Annotated in this window: 20 protein-coding genes, 1 tRNA gene and 1 pseudogene; 13 read left to right on the plus strand and 9 right to left on the minus strand. The window is 72.6% G+C overall.

Annotation, left to right across the window (positions count from 1 at the left end):
* Positions 1–246 precede the first annotated feature (246 nt).
* Positions 247–693: an SRPBCC family protein gene (locus tag ACGFI2_RS28715; RefSeq protein ID WP_393522778.1), complete on the plus strand. Its 447-nt coding sequence runs from the start codon at positions 247–249 to the stop codon at positions 691–693.
* A gap of 168 nt (positions 694–861) precedes the next feature.
* Here the strand turns inward: ACGFI2_RS28715 and aceE are convergent, their stop codons facing one another.
* A complete protein-coding gene (gene aceE / locus ACGFI2_RS28720) occupies positions 862–3,606 on the minus strand; it encodes a pyruvate dehydrogenase (acetyl-transferring), homodimeric type (RefSeq protein WP_393522781.1) in 2,745 nt (914 codons plus the stop codon).
* Between the two features lie 182 nt (positions 3,607–3,788).
* Between aceE and ACGFI2_RS28725 the strand changes: the two genes are divergently transcribed.
* The 7 genes from ACGFI2_RS28725 (at position 3,789) to ACGFI2_RS28755 (ending at position 9,191) form a co-directional block, all read left to right on the plus strand.
* Positions 3,789–4,130, plus strand: coding sequence for a hypothetical protein (locus tag ACGFI2_RS28725; RefSeq protein WP_393522783.1), 342 nt, complete (start codon positions 3,789–3,791; stop codon positions 4,128–4,130).
* Positions 4,131–4,153: 23 nt separating this feature from the next.
* Positions 4,154–4,558: a secondary thiamine-phosphate synthase enzyme YjbQ gene (locus ACGFI2_RS28730; RefSeq protein WP_393522786.1), complete on the plus strand. Its 405-nt coding sequence runs from the start codon at positions 4,154–4,156 to the stop codon at positions 4,556–4,558.
* 82 nt (positions 4,559–4,640) lie between these two features.
* Entirely contained in the window at positions 4,641–5,108 is a 468-nt protein-coding gene (locus ACGFI2_RS28735) for a MarR family winged helix-turn-helix transcriptional regulator (RefSeq protein ID WP_393522788.1), read from the plus strand.
* A 63-nt stretch (positions 5,109–5,171) separates the two neighbouring features.
* On the plus strand, positions 5,172–8,015 hold the full coding sequence (locus ACGFI2_RS28740) for a thiamine pyrophosphate-dependent enzyme (RefSeq protein WP_393522791.1): 2,844 nt from the start codon (positions 5,172–5,174) through the stop codon (positions 8,013–8,015).
* A gap of 110 nt (positions 8,016–8,125) precedes the next feature.
* Positions 8,126–8,563 carry a DUF3052 domain-containing protein gene (locus ACGFI2_RS28745; protein ID WP_393522793.1) on the plus strand — a complete coding sequence of 146 codons (438 nt, stop codon included), beginning with the start codon at positions 8,126–8,128 and terminating at the stop codon, positions 8,561–8,563.
* 8 nt (positions 8,564–8,571) lie between these two features.
* Positions 8,572–9,039, plus strand: a complete 468-nt coding sequence (locus ACGFI2_RS28750) for a peroxiredoxin (protein ID WP_393522795.1) — start codon at positions 8,572–8,574, stop codon at positions 9,037–9,039.
* Between the two features lie 77 nt (positions 9,040–9,116).
* Positions 9,117–9,191 (plus strand) — tRNA-Val (locus ACGFI2_RS28755).
* Positions 9,192–9,275: 84 nt separating this feature from the next.
* Here the strand turns inward: ACGFI2_RS28755 and ACGFI2_RS28760 are convergent.
* The 4 genes and pseudogenes from ACGFI2_RS28760 to ACGFI2_RS28775 all read right to left on the minus strand — a co-directional run.
* A complete protein-coding gene (locus ACGFI2_RS28760) occupies positions 9,276–9,626 on the minus strand; it encodes a hypothetical protein (protein WP_393522798.1) in 351 nt (116 codons plus the stop codon).
* The gene (locus ACGFI2_RS28765) at positions 9,580–10,620 is read right to left on the minus strand and encodes a phosphotransferase enzyme family protein (RefSeq protein ID WP_393522800.1); all 1,041 of its coding nucleotides are present in this window, start codon (positions 10,618–10,620) and stop codon (positions 9,580–9,582) included. The genes ACGFI2_RS28760 and ACGFI2_RS28765 overlap by 47 nt, the downstream gene beginning before the upstream one ends.
* 108 nt (positions 10,621–10,728) lie before the next feature.
* Entirely contained in the window at positions 10,729–12,576 is a 1,848-nt protein-coding gene (locus ACGFI2_RS28770; protein WP_393522803.1) for a glycoside hydrolase family 15 protein, read from the minus strand.
* Positions 12,577–12,652: 76 nt separating this feature from the next.
* Positions 12,653–12,790: pseudogene (locus tag ACGFI2_RS28775) on the minus strand (thioredoxin reductase); the annotation flags it as partial.
* A 79-nt stretch (positions 12,791–12,869) separates the two neighbouring features.
* On the opposite strand from ACGFI2_RS28775, the gene ACGFI2_RS28780 reads away from it, so the two are divergent.
* Complete coding sequence (locus ACGFI2_RS28780; protein WP_393522805.1) at positions 12,870–13,454, plus strand: helix-turn-helix domain-containing protein; 585 nt, start codon at positions 12,870–12,872, stop codon at positions 13,452–13,454.
* Between the two features lie 39 nt (positions 13,455–13,493).
* Positions 13,494–14,282, plus strand: a complete 789-nt coding sequence (locus tag ACGFI2_RS28785; RefSeq protein WP_393522808.1) for an alpha/beta fold hydrolase — start codon at positions 13,494–13,496, stop codon at positions 14,280–14,282.
* On the opposite strand, the gene ACGFI2_RS28790 is transcribed toward ACGFI2_RS28785, so the two are convergent.
* Positions 14,254–15,642, minus strand: a complete 1,389-nt coding sequence (locus ACGFI2_RS28790; protein ID WP_393522811.1) for a TolB family protein — start codon at positions 15,640–15,642, stop codon at positions 14,254–14,256. The two genes, ACGFI2_RS28785 and ACGFI2_RS28790, sit on opposite strands and share 29 nt — an antisense overlap.
* A complete protein-coding gene (locus tag ACGFI2_RS28795; RefSeq protein ID WP_393522814.1) occupies positions 15,639–16,142 on the minus strand; it encodes a SigE family RNA polymerase sigma factor in 504 nt (167 codons plus the stop codon). The genes ACGFI2_RS28790 and ACGFI2_RS28795 overlap by 4 nt, the downstream gene beginning before the upstream one ends.
* A gap of 129 nt (positions 16,143–16,271) precedes the next feature.
* On the opposite strand from ACGFI2_RS28795, the gene ACGFI2_RS28800 reads away from it, so the two are divergent.
* Positions 16,272–17,501 (plus strand): ROK family protein, encoded by a 1,230-nt coding sequence (locus tag ACGFI2_RS28800; protein WP_393522816.1) that lies wholly within the window; start codon positions 16,272–16,274, stop codon positions 17,499–17,501.
* A 110-nt stretch (positions 17,502–17,611) separates the two neighbouring features.
* Here the strand turns inward: ACGFI2_RS28800 and ACGFI2_RS28805 are convergent, their stop codons facing one another.
* Positions 17,612–18,061 (minus strand): GNAT family N-acetyltransferase, encoded by a 450-nt coding sequence (locus ACGFI2_RS28805; RefSeq protein ID WP_393522818.1) that lies wholly within the window; start codon positions 18,059–18,061, stop codon positions 17,612–17,614.
* A gap of 11 nt (positions 18,062–18,072) precedes the next feature.
* On the minus strand, positions 18,073–18,408 hold the full coding sequence (locus ACGFI2_RS28810; protein WP_393522821.1) for a hypothetical protein: 336 nt from the start codon (positions 18,406–18,408) through the stop codon (positions 18,073–18,075).
* Positions 18,409–18,624: 216 nt separating this feature from the next.
* On the opposite strand from ACGFI2_RS28810, the gene ACGFI2_RS28815 reads away from it, so the two are divergent.
* Positions 18,625–19,425 carry a helix-turn-helix transcriptional regulator gene (locus tag ACGFI2_RS28815; protein WP_393522824.1) on the plus strand — a complete coding sequence of 267 codons (801 nt, stop codon included), beginning with the start codon at positions 18,625–18,627 and terminating at the stop codon, positions 19,423–19,425.
* Positions 19,416–19,604 (plus strand): DUF397 domain-containing protein, encoded by a 189-nt coding sequence (locus ACGFI2_RS28820; RefSeq protein WP_393522827.1) that lies wholly within the window; start codon positions 19,416–19,418, stop codon positions 19,602–19,604. Before ACGFI2_RS28815 ends, ACGFI2_RS28820 begins: the two co-directional genes overlap by 10 nt.

The raw sequence follows: 19,604 nt of genomic DNA on the forward strand, positions 1-19,604 counted from the left end.
TCTTCGGTTGTCCTCACAAACCATCGATGATCAACGCGGTGGCCGTCTTCATGCCCACGCCACGCTCAACGCCGAAGCCAAGTGACGTTGGAGTACTAGGGCGCGGCTGGCCGCCGCGCCATAGGCCGGGAAGGTGGGCGGCACAAGGGCTTTCGGCGTGTCTTTTCCGATCCCGTCCGCTTAAGTCCGATTTACACATAGAGTGCCAAATATCGCGGATGTGATTTAAGTGGGGGAAAGACGCTCATGATCCTCGTGGAACGTAGCGCGCACGTGGTGGCGCCGGTGGAAGTGGTCTGGGACGTCGTGCAGCGGGCCGAGCAGCTGCCGGCCTGGCTGGCGGGGGTCCGCGCGGCCGAGGTCCTCTCCGGGGAAGGGTTCGGCCGACGGCAGCTGGTGCAGGCCGGGCGCGGCGCCGCCCACGAGGCCGAGGTGATCGCCTATCAGGAACCGACCCTGATCGGCTGGCGCGAACGGGCCCGGGGCGCCGGCGCCCGGGCCGAGGCGCGCACCGAGATCTACGTCCAGCTGACCGCGGACGAGGAGGCCGGCGGCACCATGGTCCGGCTGATCGTGGTGCGGTGGCCCGCCGGGCCGGTCAAGGCCGCCATGCTGCGGCTCGGCCTGCGTCGGGTCGGCGCCGACCTGGAGGACTCGCTGGCCCGGCTGACCGACCTGGCCGCCGTCGGCTGACCGAGCCCGTCCCGGCGTCGCCCGCAACGGTGATGGTCCGGCATCCCGGCCAGGGACGCCGGACCATCGTCGTGTCCGTCCGCCGCGCGACGGTTCTCACCGCCGTTGGCGGTGAGAAGGGGCCCCTTCTCCACCGTAGGCGTCAAGAAGGGGCCCTTCCTTTCACGCTCAGCTGTCGCCGCCGGTCTCGCCCACCGGGGCGGCGTTGACGTCGTCCAGCGCGTACTTACGGGCGGCGTCCGCCGGCGCGTGGGCCGGTACGGTGCCGCGCAGCGCGAGCTGCCGCAGCGTGGCGACCGCGATCGACTCGGCGTCCACGTGGAAGTGGCGGCGCAACGCGTGCCGGGTGTCCGACATGCCGAAGCCGTCGGTGCCGAGCGAGGTGTAGTCACCCGGCACCCAGCGGGCGATCAGGTCCGGCACCGCGCGCATCCAGTCGCTGACCGCGACCTTCGGGCCCTCGGCGTCGGCCAGCTTCCGCTGGATGTACGGCACCCGCTGCTCGTCGCCCGGGTTGAGCAGGTTGTGCTCCTCGCACTCCACCGCGTCGCGGCGCAGCTCGGTCCAGGACGTCACCGACCACACGTCGGCGGCGACGCCCCAGTCCTCGGCGAGAAGCTGCTGCGCCTTGAGCGCCCACTGCATGCCGGTGCCGGAGGCGAGGATGTTCGCCTTCGGCGCGTCGCCGTCGACCTGCGGCGCCGGCGAGTAGAGGTAGATGCCCTTGACGATGCCCTCGGCGTCCACGCCCGCCGGCTCGGCCGGCTGGAAGATCGGCTCGTTGTAGACGGTGAGGTAGTAGAAGACGTTCTCCTGCGCCTCGCCGTACATCCGGTGCAGGCCGTTCTCCATGATGTGCGCCAGCTCGTAGGCGAACGCCGCGTCGTACGCGACCACCGCCGGGTTGGTGGCGGCGAGCAGCAGCGAGTGGCCGTCCTCGTGCTGGAGGCCCTCACCGTTGAGCGTGGTCCGGCCGGCGGTGGCGCCGAGCACGAAGCCTCGCGCCATCTGGTCGGCCGCGGCCCAGAACCCGTCGCCGGTGCGCTGGAAGCCGAACATCGAGTAGAAGATGTACATCGGGATCATCGGCTCGCCGTGCGTGGCGTACGACGTGCCGGCGGCGGTGAACGAGGCCACCGACCCGGCCTCGTTGATCCCCTCGTGCAGGATCTGCCCGGTCGTCGACTCCTTGTACGACAGGAACAGCTCCCGGTCGACCGAGGTGTAGCGCTGGCCGTGCGGCGAGTAGATCTTCTGGGTCGGGAAGAGCGAGTCCATCCCGAAGGTGCGGGCCTCGTCCGGGATGATCGGCACCCAGCGCTTGCCGAACTCCTTGTCCTTCATCACGTCCTTGAGCAGGCGGACGAAGGCCATCGTGGTGGCCACCTTCTGCTTGCCGGACCCGCGCTTGACGTCGGCGAACCGCTCGCTGCCCGGGATGGCCAGCGTCTTGTGCGCGGTGGTGCGCGACGGGAGGTAGCCGCCGAGCTGGCGGCGCCGCTCCCGCAGGTATTCCATCTCGTCCGACTTCTCGTCCGGCGTGTAGTACGGCGGGAGGTAGGGGTTCTCCTCCAGCTGCTTGTCCGGGATGTCGAGGTAGAGCCGGTCGCGGAACAGCTTCAGGTCGTCCAGCGTCAGCTTCTTCATCTGGTGCGTGGCGTTGCGGCCCTCGAAGTGCGAGCCCAGCGTCCAGCCCTTGATGGTCTTGGCCAGGATGACGGTCGGCTGGCCGGTGTGCTCCATCGCCGCCTTGTAGGCCGCGTAGAGCTTGCGGTAGTCGTGGCCACCCCGCTTGAGGTTCCAGATCTCGTCGTCGGAGAGGTGCTCGACCATCTTGCGGGTCCGCGGGTCGCGGCCGAAGAAGTGCTCCCGGACGTACGCCCCGGACTCCGCCTTGTAGGTCTGGTAGTCACCGTCGGGCGTGGTGTTCATCAGGTTGACCAGCGCGCCGTCGGTGTCCGCGGCGAGCAGCGGGTCCCACTCGCGGCCCCAGACCACCTTGATGACGTTCCAGCCGGCGCCCCGGAAGAACGCCTCCAGCTCCTGCATGACCTTGCCGTTGCCGCGTACCGGCCCGTCCAGCCGCTGCAGGTTGCAGTTGATCACGAAGGTGAGGTTGTCCAGCTCCTCGCGCGCGGCCACGCCGATCGCGCCGAGCGACTCGACCTCGTCCATCTCGCCGTCGCCGAGGAACGCCCAGACGTGCTGCTGCGAGGTGTCCTTGATGCCACGGTGCTGCAGGTAGCGGTTGAACCGCGCCTGGTAGATGGCGTTCAGCGGGCCGAGCCCCATGGAGACGGTGGGGAACTCCCAGAAGTCCGGCATCAGCCGCGGGTGCGGGTACGAGGGCAGCGAGCCGGCGCGGTGCGACAGTTCCTGCCGGAACCCGTCGAGCTGGTCGGCGCTCAGCCGGCCCTCCAGGAAGGCCCGCGCGTACATGCCGGGGGAGGCGTGACCCTGGTAGTAGATGTGGTCGCCGCCGCCCGGGTGCTCCTTGCCCCGGAAGAAGTGGTTGAAGCCCACCTCGTAGAGCGACGCGGAGCTGGCGAACGTGGAGATGTGGCCGCCCACGCCGATCTCCGGGCGCTGCGCCCGGTGCACGAGCATGGCGGCGTTCCACCGGATGTACGCCCGCAGCCGCCGCTCGATGTGCTCGTCACCCGGGAACCACGGCTCCCGCTCCGGCGGAATGGTGTTGATGTAGTCGGTGGTGGTCAGGGACGGCACCCCGACCTGGCGCTCGCGGGCCCGCTCCAGCAGGCGAAGCATGACGTACCGGGCGCGTTTGGTTCCGCGCTCGTCGATGACACCGTCGAGCGACTCGACCCATTCGCTGGTTTCTTCAGGGTCGATGTCCGGAAGCTGGCTCGGTAGACCAGCGGTGATCACCGGGCGCTTGCGTTCCGTAGCCACAGGCGTTCCCTCGGTTCTGTGTCGGATAGGTCTCTAGCGCCATCCTGCCCCCTGGTGGCGCTCGTCGTCACCTCTGGCTCCCCCAGACGCGACGCTGAACACAGGTACCCGCCGGTAACTTTGTGCGATCACCGGCCGCGGCGTCCGGCCCGCGGTTGGCGGCCCCCGGCTACCCTGCCGGCATGCGGGGATGGCCGATGCGGGCGGGTGGCGTGTTGGTGGCCGTGGGCGTGCTGGTCGCGGCGGGCTCGGCGGTGGGGCTGGCGCGGGAGATCGCGCGTACCCCGGAGTGGGGCCCGGGCTGGGTTCTCGGCCTCGGCGTCGGCGTGATGCTGGTCCTCGGCGGCGTCGACGAACTCCGCCACCGGCGCCGGTTCGGGGCCGGCTACCGGGAGACGGCCGGCGGGGCCGGCGTCTTTCCGCTCACGCCCGGCCCGGAGACCGGCGGCGGCGAGATGCCCAGCTACGGCTCGGGGGACGGCGGCGGAGGTGGCGGCGACTGCGGTGGCGGCGGCGGGAACTGAGCGGCTGCGGCAGAATGCGCCGTATGCGCAGTGAGGTGATCACCGTCCGGACCGGTTCCCGGCCCACCGTCCGGGACATCACGGCCGAGGCCGAGCGCTTCGTCGCCGGGGCCGGCGACGGGCTGCTGCACGTCTTCGTCCCGCACGCCACCGCCGGGCTGGCGATCATCGAGACCGGCGCCGGCTCGGACGACGACCTGCTCCGTGCGCTCGACGACCTGCTCCCCACCGACGACCGGTGGCGGCACCGGCACGGCTCGCCCGGGCATGGCCGCGACCACGTGCTGCCGGCGTTCGTGCCGCCGTACGCCACCCTGCCGGTGCTCGACGGACGGCTCCAGCTCGGCACCTGGCAGTCGATCTGCCTGGTCGACCCGAACGGCGACAACCCGGACCGGCAGGTCCGCTTCTCGTTCCTCGCCGGCTGAGCCGCCCGCGGTGGAGGGTCGCGGGGTCCGGACCATATAGTGGAGCACGTCAATTATTGCTTGGTCACGTATGATGGCGAGTATGGCGCCATCCACCGCTGCGACCGGCGACCGAGCCACCCTGGCCGGGGAGACCGTGCGCCGGCTCCTGCACGTCGCCGCCGCGCTGCGGCACCACCAGGACGAGGCGATCGCCGAGCTGGGGCTCACCCCGGCCGCCGCCCGGGCGCTGCACGAGCTGGACCCGGACCACCCGCTTCCCGCCCGCGACCTGGCCGAGCGGCTCGGCTGTGACCGGTCCAACGTGACCGGCCTGGCCGACAAGCTGGAGCAGGCCGGCCTGGTGGAGCGGCGGACCGACCCGACCGACCGGCGGCAGAAGACGCTCGTGGTCACCGCGCGCGGCCGGCAGGTGCGCGAGCGGGTCCGGCAGGTGATGTCGGACTCCCGACTGCTCGACCGGCTGAACGCGACCGAGCTGGTCACGCTGCGCGAACTGGTCTGGAAGGTCTCCGACGGCGGGTGCCCGAAGGGGTGCGGGGAGATCTGAGCCACGCCGGGCGGAACGTGTCCGACTGGGCGAGGCGGGCCCGAGTCGGTAATGCTGTCCGACGTGACCACCCCGCACGATCTCGACGACCGGCTCCGCGCCGACCTGGCCGCGCTCGGCGTGCCGGAGCGGCGGCGCGACCTCGGCGAACCGATGCCCGACGGTGGGTCGTTGACCGGGGCGCAGATGCTGGCCCTGTTCGACGCGCAGCTCACCAGCCGGCTGCTCGACCTGGCCGGGCGCTGGCTGCGAGGCTTCGGCGAGGGGTACTACACGATCGGCTCGGCCGGCCACGAGGGCAACGCCGCGGTGGCCGCCGCGCTGCGGCCGACCGACCCGGCGCTGCTGCACTACCGAAGCGGGGCGTTCTACTGTCTGCGGGCCGCCCAGGCGGCCGACGCCTTCCCGTCCGCCCCGCCGGCCCCGCTCTCGGCCGACCCGCCGGCCCCGCGCCCGTCCGCTCCGCCGGCCCGGCTCCCGGCCGACCTGCCCGACCTGCTCCTGGCTGACCCGCCCGACCTGCCGGACCCCGCCGACAGCGGTCCCGTCGGCCCGGATGACGACGCCTCTTCTACTTCTCGGGATGAACGTTCCGAAAGCCGGGACGCGTCGAGATCTTGGCACGAAAGTGCCCCCATGGGGGCCGTTCCGTACCAAGATCTCGATCCGGCGACCGACCTTGCGCTCGTGGACGCGGAGTCGCCCCTTCCGAGCGACGCGGACCGGCGCGGTGACGCGGACCGGCGGGGCGGCGGCGAGCGGCGGGACGGCGGCGAGCGCCGGGACGGTGGCGGCGAGCTGCGGGGTGACAGTGGGCGCGGTGGCGCCGGCGTCGACGGGGGCGGGCCGCCCGAGGAAGCGGGCGTCGAGGCGGAGCGGCTGCCGGCCGGGGCCGGCGTGGCCGTGGACGCGGACGGCGGCGCGACCCCCGGCGTACCCGATCTGCCGTCGCCGTCGCTCGACGACGCCTACGCGGCGGCGGCGCGCGACGTGCTGCGGGGCATGGTCGCCTCCGCCGCGGAACCGATCGCCGGCGGCCGGCACAAGGTCTTCGGCCGGGCCGACCTCGCGGTCGTGCCGACCACGTCCACCATCGCCTCGCACCTGCCCCGGGCGGTCGGGCTGGGGCTGGCCCTGGAGCGGCTGCGCCGGAGTGGCCCGCGCGCCGACGGCGACCCGGAGGCGGTGGCCTGGCCGCCGGACGCGGTGGTGGTCTGCTCCTTCGGTGACGCCTCGGTCAACCACGCCACGGCCACCGCCGCGCTGAACACCGCCGGTTGGTACGACCACACCGGCCTGCGGATCCCGGTCCTGTTCGTGTGCGAGGACAACGGGCTCGGCATCAGCGTGCGCTCCCCCGAGGGGTGGGTGGCCACCACGCTGCGGTCCCGGCCCGGCATCCGCTACTTCGCCGCCGACGGCACCGACGTGGTCGAGACCTACCGGGTGGCGGCGGAGGCGGCGGCCTGGGTACGCCGGCACCGCCGGCCCGCCGTGCTGCACCTGACCGCGGTCCGGCTGATGGGGCACGCCGGGGCGGACGCGGAGACCGCGTACCGGAGCCCGGCGGAGATCGCCGCGGACGTGGCGCGGGACCCGCTGCTGGTCACCGCCCGCCGGTTGGTGGCGGCCGGCTACGCCGGCGGGGAGGAACTGCTCGCCCGGTACGACGAGCGGGGCTGGCAGCTGCGCCGGATCGCCGAGGAGGTGCTCGACGAGCCGAAGCTGACCTCACCGGTCGAGGTGGTGGCGGAGCTGGCGCCGCGCCGGCCGGTCCGGGTGTCCCGGGCGGTCGCCGGCTCGGCGGCGCACGCGGCCGGCCCCGGCGCCGGGGCCCGGGCGGAGGCGTTCGGCGGCAAGCCGCCGGAGCTGACCGGGCCGCTGACGCTGGCGCAGAGCATCAACGCGGCGCTGGCCGACGGCATGCTCGACCATCCGCGGATGGCCGTGTTCGGGGAGGACGTGGCCGCCAAGGGCGGGGTGTACGGGGTGACCAAGGGCCTGCGGGACCGGTTCGGGGCGGCGCGGGTGTTCGACACGCTGCTCGACGAGACCTCGATCCTCGGCCTCGGGCTCGGCGCCGGGCTGGCCGGCATGCTGCCGGTGCCGGAGATCCAGTATCTGGCCTACCTGCACAACGCCGAGGACCAGCTCCGGGGTGAGGCGGCCACCATGCGGTTCTTCTCCCGGGGCGCGTTCCGCAACCCGATGGTGGTGCGGGTGGCCGGCCTGGCCTACCAGGAGGGCTTCGGCGGGCACTTCCACAACGACAACTCGGTGGCGGTGCTGCGCGACGTGCCGGGGCTGGTGGTCGCGGTGCCGGCCCGGCCGGACGACGCGGCGCCGATGCTGCGTACCTGCCTGGCGGCGGCCCGGGTGGACGGCACGGTCTCCGTCTTCCTGGAGCCGATCGCGCTCTACCACGCCCGCGACCTCTACGCCGAGGGCGACGGCGAGTGGCTGGCCGAGTACGCCGAGCCGGGCGCGTGGGCGGACCGGCACGTGCCGATCGGCCGGGCCCGGGTGTACGGGATCGGTTCCGCCGAGGACCTCACCATCATCACCTTCGGTAACGGGGTGCGGATGTCGCTGCGGGCGGCGGCCAGGCTGGCCGACGAGGGCGTCGGCAGCCGGGTGGTGGACCTGCGCTGGCTCGCCCCGCTGCCGGTGGCGGACCTCATCCGGGAGGCCTCGGCGACCGGCCGGGTACTGGTGGTGGACGAGACACGGCGGTCCGGCGGGGTGGGCGAGGGGGTGCTCTCCGCGCTCGTCGACACCGGCTACGTCGGTGCGGCGCGACGGGTGGCCGCACTTGACTCTTTTGTACCATTGGGTCCGGCCGCCCATCAGGTCCTGGTGTCCGAGGAAGCCATTACCCAGGGTGCCCGTACGCTGCTGGCACGGTAAATTCCGTTCCACCCGGTGCGCCACTTGCGCAGCGAGCCGCAACTGTGTGGACTGGGCACCACGGTGTCGCACGACGCCGGAGCAGGGATGAGATGAGGAGGCACGCGACAGTGAGCGCGACCGCTGGTCAGGCCGCCGACGGGGTACGCAGCCTGGCGGACCGGTTCGGGATCGAGCCGGGCATGGTCGTCATGGAGATGGGCTACGACGACGACGTCGACACCGATCTTCGGGACGCCCTGACCGACCGCTGTGGAGAACTGGTCGACGAGGACACCGACGAGGTGGTCGACGCGGTTGTGGTCTGGCACCGCGACGGCGACGGTGATCTCTTCGAACTCCTCGTCGACGCCCTCGGGCCGCTGGCGGACAACGGCGTGGTCTGGCTCCTGACGCCGAAGGCCGGCCGGGACGGCCACGTCGAGCCGAGCGAGGTCGCCGAGAGCGCGCAGACCGCCGGGCTCCAGCAGACCTCCACCATCAACGCCGGCCGCGACTGGAGTGGCGCCCGCCTCGTGCTGCGGCGCGGTTCCAAGAGCAAGAAGTAGGAGCGCGCATGCCCGTCGAGGTTGGCGTCGAGGCGCCGGACTTTCTGCTCAAGGACCAGAACAACCAGGAGGTCCGGCTCTCGGACCTCCGCGGTCGCAAGACCGTGCTGCTGGTCTTCTACCCGCTCGCCTTCACCGGCATCTGCCAGGGTGAGCTGTGCGAGGTGCGGGACAATCTCAACGAGTACGTCAACGACGACGTCCAGGTGCTGACCGTCAGCGTCGACTCGGTCTACGCCCACAAGGTCTGGGCCGACCGCGAGGGTTACCAGTTCCCGCTGCTGGCCGACTTCTGGCCGCACGGCGCGGTGGCCCAGGCGTACGGCGTCTTCAACGACGTCGCGGGCATCGCCAACCGGGGCACCTTCGTCATCGACAAGGCCGGTGTGGTCCGCTTCGCCGAGATGAACATGCCCGGTGAGGCGCGTGACCAGCAGGGCTGGCGCAAGGCGCTGGCCGAGGCGGTCGCCGGCTGATCCCACTCCAGACACGTTCGACCGGTCCGGAGCCCGGCAGGTAAGCTTGCCGCTCCGGCCCGCCGTACGGGCGTTCCGGGCGCGTAGCTCAGCGGGAGAGCACTCGCCTTACAAGCGAGGGGTCGCAGGTTCGAAACCTGCCGCGCCCACCACCCACCAGCAGCGAAGACCGCCCCAGGAAGATCACTCCCCAGGGCGGCGACCAGGGCTGGTGGCTTGACGAGGCACGCGGCCCGTCAGGCCCAGATGTACTCCTCGGCGATCGCGCCGTCACGCCACTTGGCCACGGTGACCATGCGGCTTCCGTCCTCGAACTCGCCGATGACGCAGGTCCACTCCCCGGATCCGAACGCGATGGGGTGGGAAGTGATCCGGGGCGGTGTCCCGCCCGCCGAGTCGACGTAGGCCTTCATGGCGTCGATGTGCTGCTGGATCCCGTGAGTCGGTTCCTGACCCTTCCAGTCCACCAACACGTCCTCGGTGTGGTGGTGGGCGAACACGCCGTTCCAATCGGCGCTGTTCCAGCCTTGGAAGTCGAGATCATCCATTCCCTTGAGGTTGCCTTTGACGCGCTGGTCGTCCGTCATGAGGTCGCGCTTTCCCATCGGCGTGGTGAACAAACTCGCCGCCGGGACCGGCGACCGTCTCGGCGATGCGGGTGAGCCAGTGCAGGTCGTTGGCCCGGGACTCCGCACTGGCCCGTGAGTCGAGGATGCCGGCGAGGAACGCGGCGACGTCGTCGAGGTGCCGCTCGGCGCGGTAGTAGCTCAGCAACGTCGGTTCCGGCTCCACCGGCCCGTACCCCTGGCGGAAGAGCGCGGCACGGTGCGCGTCGATCGGGTGGTCGCCGAAGTCCCGGCTGTGCACGAACATCAGGTCCCGCTCGCGCGGCGCGCGGATCGGCGCGTCCCAGTCCACCACGTGCAGGGGGCCGTCGCCGTCGGCGATCAGGTTGCCGGGGTGGACGTCGGCGTGGCAGATGACGTGCGGGGCCGCTGGCACCCGGACGGCCAGCTCGTCGACCGTCTCCGCCAACCGGTGCAGCGCGTCGCCGTACCGGTCCCAGAACGCGCCCAGGGCCGCGCTCGCCGCAGCCGCTCCCGCCAGTGCGTTCAGCCGCTCGCCAGCGCCCGACCGGTAGGTTTCGACCGGCAGCACGGCGGCGATCTCGGGGCTCAGCGGAACCGCGTGCAGGTGAGCGAGGAACTCGCCGTACTCGATCCACTGGCGGTCGGTGAGTCCGGGACCCCAGAGGCTGCCGCCCTCGCGGTACGGGTAGAGCAGGAGCTGGTGGTCGCCGAACCGGTGCGCGGCTCCGCCGTCGGGCCGATCCACGGGTGCGACGACCTGCCGGACGCCGTGCGCGCGGAGGAAACCGGGCAGCCGGACGGCCGCCGGGGTGAACTCGCCGCGGCGCAGCTTCAGGAACCAGCGCCCACCGTCGGACGTGTCCACCCGGTACGCCCACGCCTGCCCGTCCAGCCCGACCGGCAGGAACACGAGGTCGGCGACGTCCAAGGCCCAAGCGGCGGCCACCTCGGCCGCGAGGAGCCGCTCGTCCACGCCCGGCTTGTCGATCATCGCCGGAGCGTGTCACCGCGTAGGTCGGCCGGCAAGGGGATTTGGGACTTCGAGGTCACCGACCCGGACGGCAACCGGATCCGGGTCGGCACGGTGCCGGGCTGAGCCCTACCGGCGGCGGCGGGCGTCCGCCTCGGCGTCGAGCAGGTCGTTGAGCGCCAACGCCGAGTTGATCAGCGCGAGGTGGCTGAACGCCTGCGGGTAGTTGCCGATCTGCTCGCCGGTCGCGGCGATCTCCTCGGCGTACAGGCCGAGGTGGTTGCTGAACGTGAACATCTTCTCGAAGGTGAGTCGGGCGTCGTCCAGGCGGCCGGTGCGGGCCAGCGCCTCGACGTACCAGAACGTGCACATGTTGAACGTGCCCTCGTGGCCGGGGAGGCCGTCCGGCGAGTGCACCGGGTCGTAGCGGTGGACCAGGCTGTCGGAGACCAATTCCCGCTCGATCGAGGCGAGCGTGGACGTCCACAGCGGGTCGCTGGGCGTCACGAAGCCGACCGACGGCATGGACAGCAGCGCGGCGTCCAGCACGTTCTCGTCGTACGCCTGCACGAAGCTGCCGCGTTCCCGGTGGTAGCCGCGAGTCATGACCTGGTTGTAGATCCGGTTGCGCTGCTCGGTCCAGCACGACATGTCGCCGGGGCGGCCGGTGCGGGTGGCCAGCCGGATCGCCCGGTCCAGCGCCACCCAGGACATCACCCGGCCGAACGTGTAGTTGCGGGGGTGGTGGCGGCTCTCCCAGATGCCGGCGTCGCGCTGGTCCCAGTTGTGGCACAGCCAGTCGACCAGCCGAACGGTGCTCTTCCAGACCTGGTGCGACACCCGGATGCCCTGCTCGTCGGCGAGGTGCATGGCGTAGAGCGCCTCGCCGTGGATGTCGAGCTGGAGTTGGTCGGCGGCGCCGTTGCCGATCCGCACCGGGCTGGAGCCGCGGTAGCCCTCCAGGTGTTCCAGCACCTCCTCGTGCAGGTCGGAGGAGCCGTCCACCCGATACATGATCTTCAGCGGGTCCTGGTGGTCGCCGGCCTCGCGGATCCGCTCGTCCAGCCAGTCCATGTACCGGCTGACCTCCTCGGTGAAGCCGAGGCCGAGCAGCGCGTGGACGGAGAACGAGGTGTCGCGTACCCAGGTGTAGCGGTAGTCCCAGTTGCGGGCGCCGCCGACCAGCTCGGGCAGCGCGGCGGTGGGCGCGGCGATCATCGCGCCGGTCGGCGCGTACGTCATGAGCTTCAGCGTGATCGCCGAGCGTTCGACCATCTCCCGCCAGCGGCCGGTGTAGCGGGAGCGTTCGACCCAGCGCCGCCAGTAGTCCCGGGTCCACTCGAACATCCCCTGGACCTCTTCCGGGGAGAAGATCCGCGGTTCCGCGCCGCCCGTCTCCAGGACCACCCCGCCGGTGTCGCCCTCGTTCAACGTGCCGTGCGCGACCAGGTCGTCGTCGTCCAGGTGCAGGTCGCCGCTCTGGGAGATCAGCTGACGCACCGGGTCGACCGGGTTGAACGTGAGCGACGCCGACGGGCTGCGGAAGACGTACCCGGTGCGGTGAAGTTCGAGCCGGTGCTTCTGCCGGGCGTAGTCGAACCGGGGCCGGCACTCGACCCGGAAGCGCATGCTGCCCCGGACCATGTTGACCATGCGGACCAGGCGGTGGGCGTCGGTGGCCCGCTCGCCGGTGACCGGCATGAAGTCCATCACCTCGGCGACGCCGTCGGCGCTGATGAAGCGGGTGATCAGGATCGGCGTGCCGGGCAGGTAGAGCTGCTTGGTCACGTACCGGACGTCGTGCGGGGCGATGCGGAAGTAGCCGCCCTTCTCCTTGTCCAGCAGCGCGGCGAAGATGCTCGGCGAGTCGAAGCGGGGGGCGCAGAACCAGTCGATCGTCCCGTCGCAGGTCACCAGCGCGGCGGTCTGCAGGTCGCCGATGAGCCCGTGATCCTCGATCGCCGGATAGCTCTCCACGTCGCCCCCCGGTGTCGACTGCCTCCTGCGCATCCCAACCTAGGGGAAGAATTGTCGCGTCAGGCCCGATTTGCGGTCAGCCACCCGGCCGCGCGCCCCGGCGCTCCTCGACCGCCCGGCGGGTCTCCGCGGCCACCAGGTCCGCGTTGATCATCGCGGCCGTCCGGGCGCCGGCCGCCGCTGCGGCGCCGACCCGGGCGGACAGGTCGGTCACCGTGACCACCTCCGCGCCAAGCGTGCGACAGCCGTTGACAGAACCGCAAGCATTGTTGCCGCTGTGGCAAACTGGTGGCATGGACGACGATCTCGACCAGGCCCTCGACGCGGTCGGCCCCCGCCTGCGCGCGCTGCGCCGCGAGCGGGAGACCACGCTCGCCGACCTGTCCGCCGCCACCGGCATCTCGGTGAGCACGCTGTCCCGGCTGGAGTCGGGCGGCCGGCGGCCCACCCTCGAACTGCTACTCCCGCTGGCCAAGGCGCACGGCGTCACCCTGGACGAGCTGGTCGGCGCGCCGCCCACCGGCGATCCCCGCATCCACCTGCGGCCGGTCGCCGCGTTCGGGATGACCATGCTGCCGCTCACCCGCCGCCCCGGCGGCATCCAGGCGTACAAGCTGATCATCCCGGCCGGCGGCCGGGCCGAGCCCGAACCGAAGACCCACGAGGGGTACGAGTGGGTCTACGTGCTCAACGGCCGGCTACGACTGGTGCTCGGCGAGCACGACCTGGTGCTCGCCCCCGGCGAGGCGGCCGAGTTCGACACCCGGGTGCCGCACTGGTTCGGGCGCGCCGACGCCGAGGGGGTGGAGTTCCTCAGCCTCTTCGGCAGCCAGGGCGAGCGGGCCCACCTGCGCGCCCGGCCCCGCGACCGGAAGTGATCCGGCCCGCGCGTGAGCTGAGCCCGCGATGATCGACGGGTGAGTTACGCGGCGGTGCGGGGCCTGCGGGTCTGGTACGAGGAGCACGGCACCGGCAAGCCGCTGGTGCTGCTGCACGGCTCCTACGGCTCGACGAAGACATTCGCCCCGATCCGGCAGGCGTTGGCCACCCGCCGGCGGCTGATCGCGGTCGACCTGCCGGGGCACGGCCGCACCGCCGGCACCGACCGGCCGCTGCGGTACGAGTCGATGGCCGACGACCTGGCCGCGCTGCTGCGCCACCTCGACCTTCCCGAGGTCGACCTGCTCGGCTACTCGCTCGGCGGCGGGGTGGCCCTGCGTACCGCGATCCAGTATCCGGCGTCGGTGCGCCGCCTGGTCCTGGTCTCCACCCCGTTCCGGCGGCGGGGCTGGCACCCGGACGTGCTGGCCGCGATGTCCGCCCACGACGAACGGGCCGGCGAGCGGATGCGCGGCACCCCACCCCACGAGCGGTACGCGCGGGTCGCGCCCCGTCCGCAGGACTGGCCCGCGCTCTGGGCCCGCACCGGTGAGCTGCTACGCCGCGACTACGACTGGTCGGGCGAGGTGGCCGCGCTGCCGATGCCGGTGCTGCTGGTCTTCGCCGACGCCGACGCGATCCCGGTGAGCCACATGGCCGAGTTCTTCGGCCTGCTCGGCGGCGCGCGCCGGGACGCGAGTGAAGGCCGTCCCGCGTCCCGGCTGGCCGTGCTGCCCGGCCTGACCCACGACGAGGTGGTCACCTCGCCCGTCCTTTCGGCGGCGGTGCTGCCGTTCCTCACCCACGTCGCGCGCGCCCCGGGCTGAGCCGGCGACCGCGACGTGCCCGCCGGCGGCTCAGCCGGAAGGCGGCCACCCCGGCCAGCGCCAGCACCGCGAGGGCCAGGCCCCACCACACCCGGCCGCCCAGCCCGGACGGCGGGTGCGCCTCGCGGACCCGGCCGGCGTGTACCACCGCGTCCGCCACGTCGATGGCGAGCACCTGGTCCGGCGCGGTGAGCAGCATGGTCGGCTCGGCGGCGCCCGGCGACAACCCCAGCACCCGGATCGACCGCACGTGCCCGTACCAGGTCCGCTGGTCGATCTCCAGTCCGCTCGTGGGTACGAACGGCATGTTCGGCTCGGGCTGGTAGGCGACCACCCACGCGCTCCCGTCCGCCTGCCAACCGAGCAGCCGGATCGCCGTCACCCCGGAGACGGCCGGCAGTGCCGGCGCGGGCAGCGCCCGCCCCTCGACGTCGACCCGGCTCAACCGCCACCGGTCCGTCGCCGGATCGCGACCGACCAGGGCCAGCGAGCCGTCCGGCAGCCAGGCGCCCTTGCCGGCCAGCGCGCTCTCGGCCGGCAGCGCGAACGAGGAGATCTGCCTACCGTCCACGCCCGACACGAGCACCTTGTCGCCGACCTGGTAGGCCAGGCGGGACCCGTCGGCGGTGAACGCCACCGGGGTGCCGAAGACCGGCACCTGCGTGGTCTCCAGCAGGCGGACCGCCCGGCCGGTGTCGATCCGGAGCAGGCTGAGCGTGTTGAGGTGGGCGCTGACCTCCGGGTTCGCCGGCGTGGTGTCGCGGACCACCAGCGCGGAGCCGTCCGGAGCCCAACCGGCCGGGTCGGTCATCGAGCTGCCCGCCCGAGGGCTGGGCAGGTGCCGGGTCGTACCGGTGACCAGGTCGATCAGGTTGATCCCCGGTCGGAAGCCCGACCGGTCCGGCACGGCGAGCCGGCGCCCGTCGGGGGAGAGCAGCACCCCCTCGCCGGCCGGCACCTCGACCCCCACCGTCCAGTTGCGGTAGCGGTCCGCGTCGGCGGCGACGATGCCGACCGTGCCGTCCTCGTCGGTGAGCCCGGTCAGCCCGCGCGCCTGGCCGCTGAACACCACCGACGCCGGACCGAGCCGGGGCCGGTCGGTGGCCCGCAACGCACCGAGCGGCGGCAACCCGAGCCGGTCCGGCAAGGCCGCCCCACCCGCGTCCGCCGGGGCGGCCGGCCCACCACCACCACCACGTACCGCCAGCGGCACGGTGGCCGTCATCGCCAGCACCACCGCGGCCACCGCGGCGGTCCGCAACCGCGTGCGCCGTGCGGTCCGCACCGCACGATCGTGCACCGGGTACGCGGGCACGTCGGCCGCCGCCTCCCGCAACGCCTCCCGCAGCCGTACGCTCACCGCCCGCTCCTCTCCGACGTCCGCTCCCACAGATCGGGGACGAGGTCCCGGAGCCGGCGTACGGCGTCGTGCCCGTGCCGTTTCACCGTGCCCACCGAGCAGCCGAGCACGTCGGCCACCTGCGACTCGGTCAGGTCCTCGTAGTAGCGCAGCACCACCACGGCCCGCTGCCGCGCGGTGAGCCGGCGCAGCGCCGCCACCACGCTCAGCCGCAGCGCGGTGTCCTCGGTGTGGTCACCGCCGCCCCGCTCGACCGGCGACGCGTCCAGCCGTTCCGCCACCCGCCGCCGGCGCCACCACGAGACCTGCTGGTGGTACATCACCCGGCGCACGTACGCCTCCGGGTCGCCGCCGCGGATCCGCCGCCAGTGCCGGTAGGTCCGGGCCAGCGCGCTCTGCAACAGGTCCTCGGCGAGGTGGTGGTCCCCGGTCAGCAGGTACGCGGTCCGCGACAACGCGGGCGACCGCTGCGCCACGAACTCGTGGAACGTCTCCGACATGCCCACCCCCTCGCTCAGATGAACGCCTGTCGACCGCCGGAGGGTTGAGGCGGTCCGGCTGGTGGCTGCGGTCGAGGTGAGCCACCTATCCTCGGATGACAAGCCATGTGTCAGCTGACGGGGTGGTCGATGCTGAGGGATCTGGCCGCGGACCGGCACGTGCCGGGGGACAGCCGGCGGCGCAACCTCGGTGCGCTGCTCCGGCGGGTCCACCTGGGCGGCCCGGTCTCGCGGGTCGGGCTCGCCGAGTGGATGGGCGTCAACCGCAGCACGGTCATGGCGCTCACGGCGGAGCTGGCGGCGGCCGGCCTGGTCCGGGAGGTGCCCGCCACGGCGAGCGGACGCGCCGGGCGTCCGTCCTTCGTGGTCCGGCCGGAGTCCGAGGCCGTCTACGTCCTCGCCTTCGACATCGCGGTGGACCGCCTCGTCGCCGCCCGCGTCGGGCTGGGCGGGGCGGTGTCGGCCCGGCTGGAGGCGGAGCGGCCCCGGGCGGGGGCCGACCTCGACTCGGTGGTGTCGGTGCTCGCCGGCTTCGGGCGGGAGTTGCACCGGGACGCGCCGCCCCGGTCGGTGTGCGTGGGCGTCGGGGCGTCCTACTGCGGGATGATCCGACCCGGGGACGGGATGGTCCGGTTCGGGCCGGACATGGGCTGGGTGGACCAGGCGTTCGGCGCCGAACTGGCCCGCCGGCTGGACCTGGGCCTCCCGGTCCTGGTCGGTAACGAGGCCCACCTGGGCGCGATGGCGGAACACCAGCGCGGCGCGGGCGTCGGCGTGCAGAACCTGATCTACCTGCACGGTGACGTCGGTGTCGGCGGCGGGATCATCGTCGGTGGCGACCTGCTCGACGGCGACGGCGGCTACGGCTCCGAGGTCGGTCACATGCTGGTCAACCCCTACCGGGGGCGGCCCTGCGGCTGCGGGTCCCGCGGCTGTCTGGAGGCCGAGGTCGGTGAGCGGGCGCTGCTCGACGAGGCCGGCCGCCCGGCCGACCACACGGGACGCGAGGCGGTACGGGCCGTGGTCGCCGCCGCCGGCCAGGGCGACGCCGCCGCCCGCGGGGCGCTGGGGCACATCGGTGACTGGCTGGGCATCGGGGTGGCGAACCTGATCAACCTGTTCAACCCCGGCGTGGTGATCTTCGGCGGCACGCTGCACGAGGTGTTCCCCGCCGTCGTATCCCAGGTCCGCCACCGGATGGCCGCCAACGTGCTGCCCATCTCACGGGACAAGGCCCGGCTGACCGTCTCGGCCCTGGGATACGACGCCACCCTGATCGGCGCCGCCGAACTGGCCTTCTCCCCGCTCCTGACCGATCCGCTGGCCCCGTCCCCCCGGACCCCGGCCCACCGCAGCTAGCCCCCTCGCGCGCCCCGCTCGCGCCCGCGGCCGCGCCGCCTCCCGAGTTCCGGGATGTGGCGCCACGACTCCATGATCGACGAGGAGGGGCGGTCGGCGAGGCGGGGAGTTCAGAGGTAGCGGCGGAAGCCGGTGGCGGAGGGCGTGAAGCCGGCGCTCTCGTAGAGGCGGTGCGCCTCGACGCGGCGTTGGTGGGAGACGAGCTGGATCTTGTAACAGTTGGTTGACCGGGCGCTGTCGACGGCGGCCCGCATCAGCGCGGCGGCCACCCCGCGTCGCCGCGCCGCCCGGTCGACGACCACGTTCTCCACCAGCATGAACGGCCGCGCCCCGTGGGTCAGGTTCGGGACGGCCAGGGTGTCCAGCGTGCCGACCAGCCTCGGGCCGAGGTGGGCCAGCAGCAGTTCCCGGCCCGGTTGGGCGTGCAGGCCCCGCCAGGCCGCGACGAGCGCTTCCGAGGCGGGACGGTCGTCGTCGGGCGCCAACTGCCGCAGCAGGTCGAAGAGCTGGTCGACGTCGTCATCGGGGGTGGCCGGACGGATCGTCAGCGCAGTGGACACAGTGGCCGAGCCTAATCCTGTTCGACCACACCCCGCCGGTACGGGCCCCAGCCGACGAACCGGTCGAACAGGTCACGGGGCGTCGGCCCGTCCTGCGGGTTGAGGCGGAACAGGTCGTGGGTGGCCTCGTGGTAGAGCCCGGAGAGGTAGACGGCCAGGTCGACCGGGTGGTCGGCGTACTCGACCTTGAGCAGCAGGCGGGCCTGGGCGCAGGGCCACGGTGCGCCGCACGTGCGGCAGAGCCACAGTGGCCGGAGCGGCAGGTGCGCCGGATGGTCCGGCGGGTAGGGGCGCGGCCGGTCCGGATGCGGCCCGAGCCGGGGTACGGGGAGCGCGGCCACGTTCATCACGACCTTCCTCGGCGGCGGAGGTGGGCCGCCCCGGCATCGGGGGGACATCGGGGCGGCCCGGTGGTGGCCGGACGGGAATCGGACCACCTGATGACAGTCTGTAGCGGACGGCACTACGCTCGGAAGGCTTCCGGCTGCTCCTGGTAGTGGTCGGGCGGGCTCCGGGCGGGGCCCGGGAGGGCGTGGGAGTCGACGGGCGGACGAGGGGTGACCGTGGGCGGGTCGTGGTGGGACTTCATCGCCGGTGAGCTGCGGCAGGCTCGCGCGCGGGCCGGGCTCAGCCAGGAGGATCTGGCGCGGCGGATCAACTACTCCGCGTCCCACGTGTCCGGGGTGGAGACCGGCCAGCGCCCGCCGAAGGCGGACTACCTCACCGCGATGGACGAGGCGCTGGAGACGGGCGGCCTGTTCCTCCGCATGCTGCGCCGCGCCTCGCTGACCGATGGCGCACCGTCATGGATGCGTGCCTGGGTCGACGACGAGCGCGCGGCCACCATGCTCCGCTGGTACGAGCCGGCCTACGTGCCGGGCATCCTCCAGACCGAGGCCTATGCGCGGATGACGCTGGCGGAAAGCCTGCTCAACGAGGAGGAGGTCGACCAGCGCGTCACCTCCCGGCTGGGACGACAGGGGATCATCACCGGGGAGCATCCCTGCCGTCTCGTGGCCGTCGTCGACGTGATGGTGCTTCGACGTCCTCTCGTCGGCCACGCCAACCTGATGGGCCAGCAGTTGGCGCACCTGGTGAAGATGGCCGTGCTGCCGCACGTGCAGATCCTGGTGGTGCCGGAGGAAGCCGGCCTCTACCCTTCGCTTCAGGGCGGCTTCATCCTGGCGAGCCTGACCGACGGCTCGGTGGCCGCATACCTCGATAATCAGATCCGGGCGCAGATGATGCACCAGGTCGAGGACATCGCCGCCCTGGAAGCGTGCTGGGAGGCGGTGCGAGGGGAGGCGCTGTCCCGCAGACAGTCCCTCGACCTGATCAGGGAGGCGGCAAGCTCATGGATCTGATCGGTGCGCGCTGGCGCAAGTCTTCCCGTTCGGGCTCCAACGGTGGCGCCTGCGTCGAGGTGGCGGACAACCTCCCCGGGGTCGTCGGCGTGCGGGACAGCAAGGACCCGTCCGGCCCGGCCCTCGCCTTCGCTCCCGCCTCCTGGCGCGCCTTCGTCGCGTACGCGAAGCGGGTTTGA

This window comes from Micromonospora sp. NPDC049282 (genome assembly GCF_043197045.1).
Classification (GTDB): Bacteria; Actinomycetota; Actinomycetes; order Mycobacteriales; family Micromonosporaceae; genus Micromonospora.

Excerpts from the sequence above, each read along its gene's own strand:
- ACGFI2_RS28715 (WP_393522778.1), top strand. The coding sequence starts at position 247 with ATGATCCTCGTGGAACGTAGCGCGCACGTGGTGGCGCCGGTGGAAGTG.
- ACGFI2_RS28725 (WP_393522783.1), top strand. The coding sequence starts at position 3,789 with ATGCGGGGATGGCCGATGCGGGCGGGTGGCGTGTTGGTGGCCGTGGGC.
- ACGFI2_RS28730 (WP_393522786.1), top strand. The coding sequence starts at position 4,154 with ATGCGCAGTGAGGTGATCACCGTCCGGACCGGTTCCCGGCCCACCGTC.
- ACGFI2_RS28735 (WP_393522788.1), top strand. The coding sequence starts at position 4,641 with ATGGCGCCATCCACCGCTGCGACCGGCGACCGAGCCACCCTGGCCGGG.
- ACGFI2_RS28750 (WP_393522795.1), top strand. The coding sequence starts at position 8,572 with ATGCCCGTCGAGGTTGGCGTCGAGGCGCCGGACTTTCTGCTCAAGGAC.
- ACGFI2_RS28760 (WP_393522798.1), bottom strand. The coding sequence starts at position 9,626 with ATGACGGACGACCAGCGCGTCAAAGGCAACCTCAAGGGAATGGATGAT.
- ACGFI2_RS28765 (WP_393522800.1), bottom strand. The coding sequence starts at position 10,620 with ATGATCGACAAGCCGGGCGTGGACGAGCGGCTCCTCGCGGCCGAGGTG.
- ACGFI2_RS28780 (WP_393522805.1), top strand. The coding sequence starts at position 12,870 with ATGGACGACGATCTCGACCAGGCCCTCGACGCGGTCGGCCCCCGCCTG.
- ACGFI2_RS28795 (WP_393522814.1), bottom strand. The coding sequence starts at position 16,142 with ATGTCGGAGACGTTCCACGAGTTCGTGGCGCAGCGGTCGCCCGCGTTG.
- ACGFI2_RS28800 (WP_393522816.1), top strand. The coding sequence starts at position 16,272 with ATGCTGAGGGATCTGGCCGCGGACCGGCACGTGCCGGGGGACAGCCGG.
- ACGFI2_RS28810 (WP_393522821.1), bottom strand. The coding sequence starts at position 18,408 with ATGAACGTGGCCGCGCTCCCCGTACCCCGGCTCGGGCCGCATCCGGAC.
- ACGFI2_RS28820 (WP_393522827.1), top strand. The coding sequence starts at position 19,416 with ATGGATCTGATCGGTGCGCGCTGGCGCAAGTCTTCCCGTTCGGGCTCC.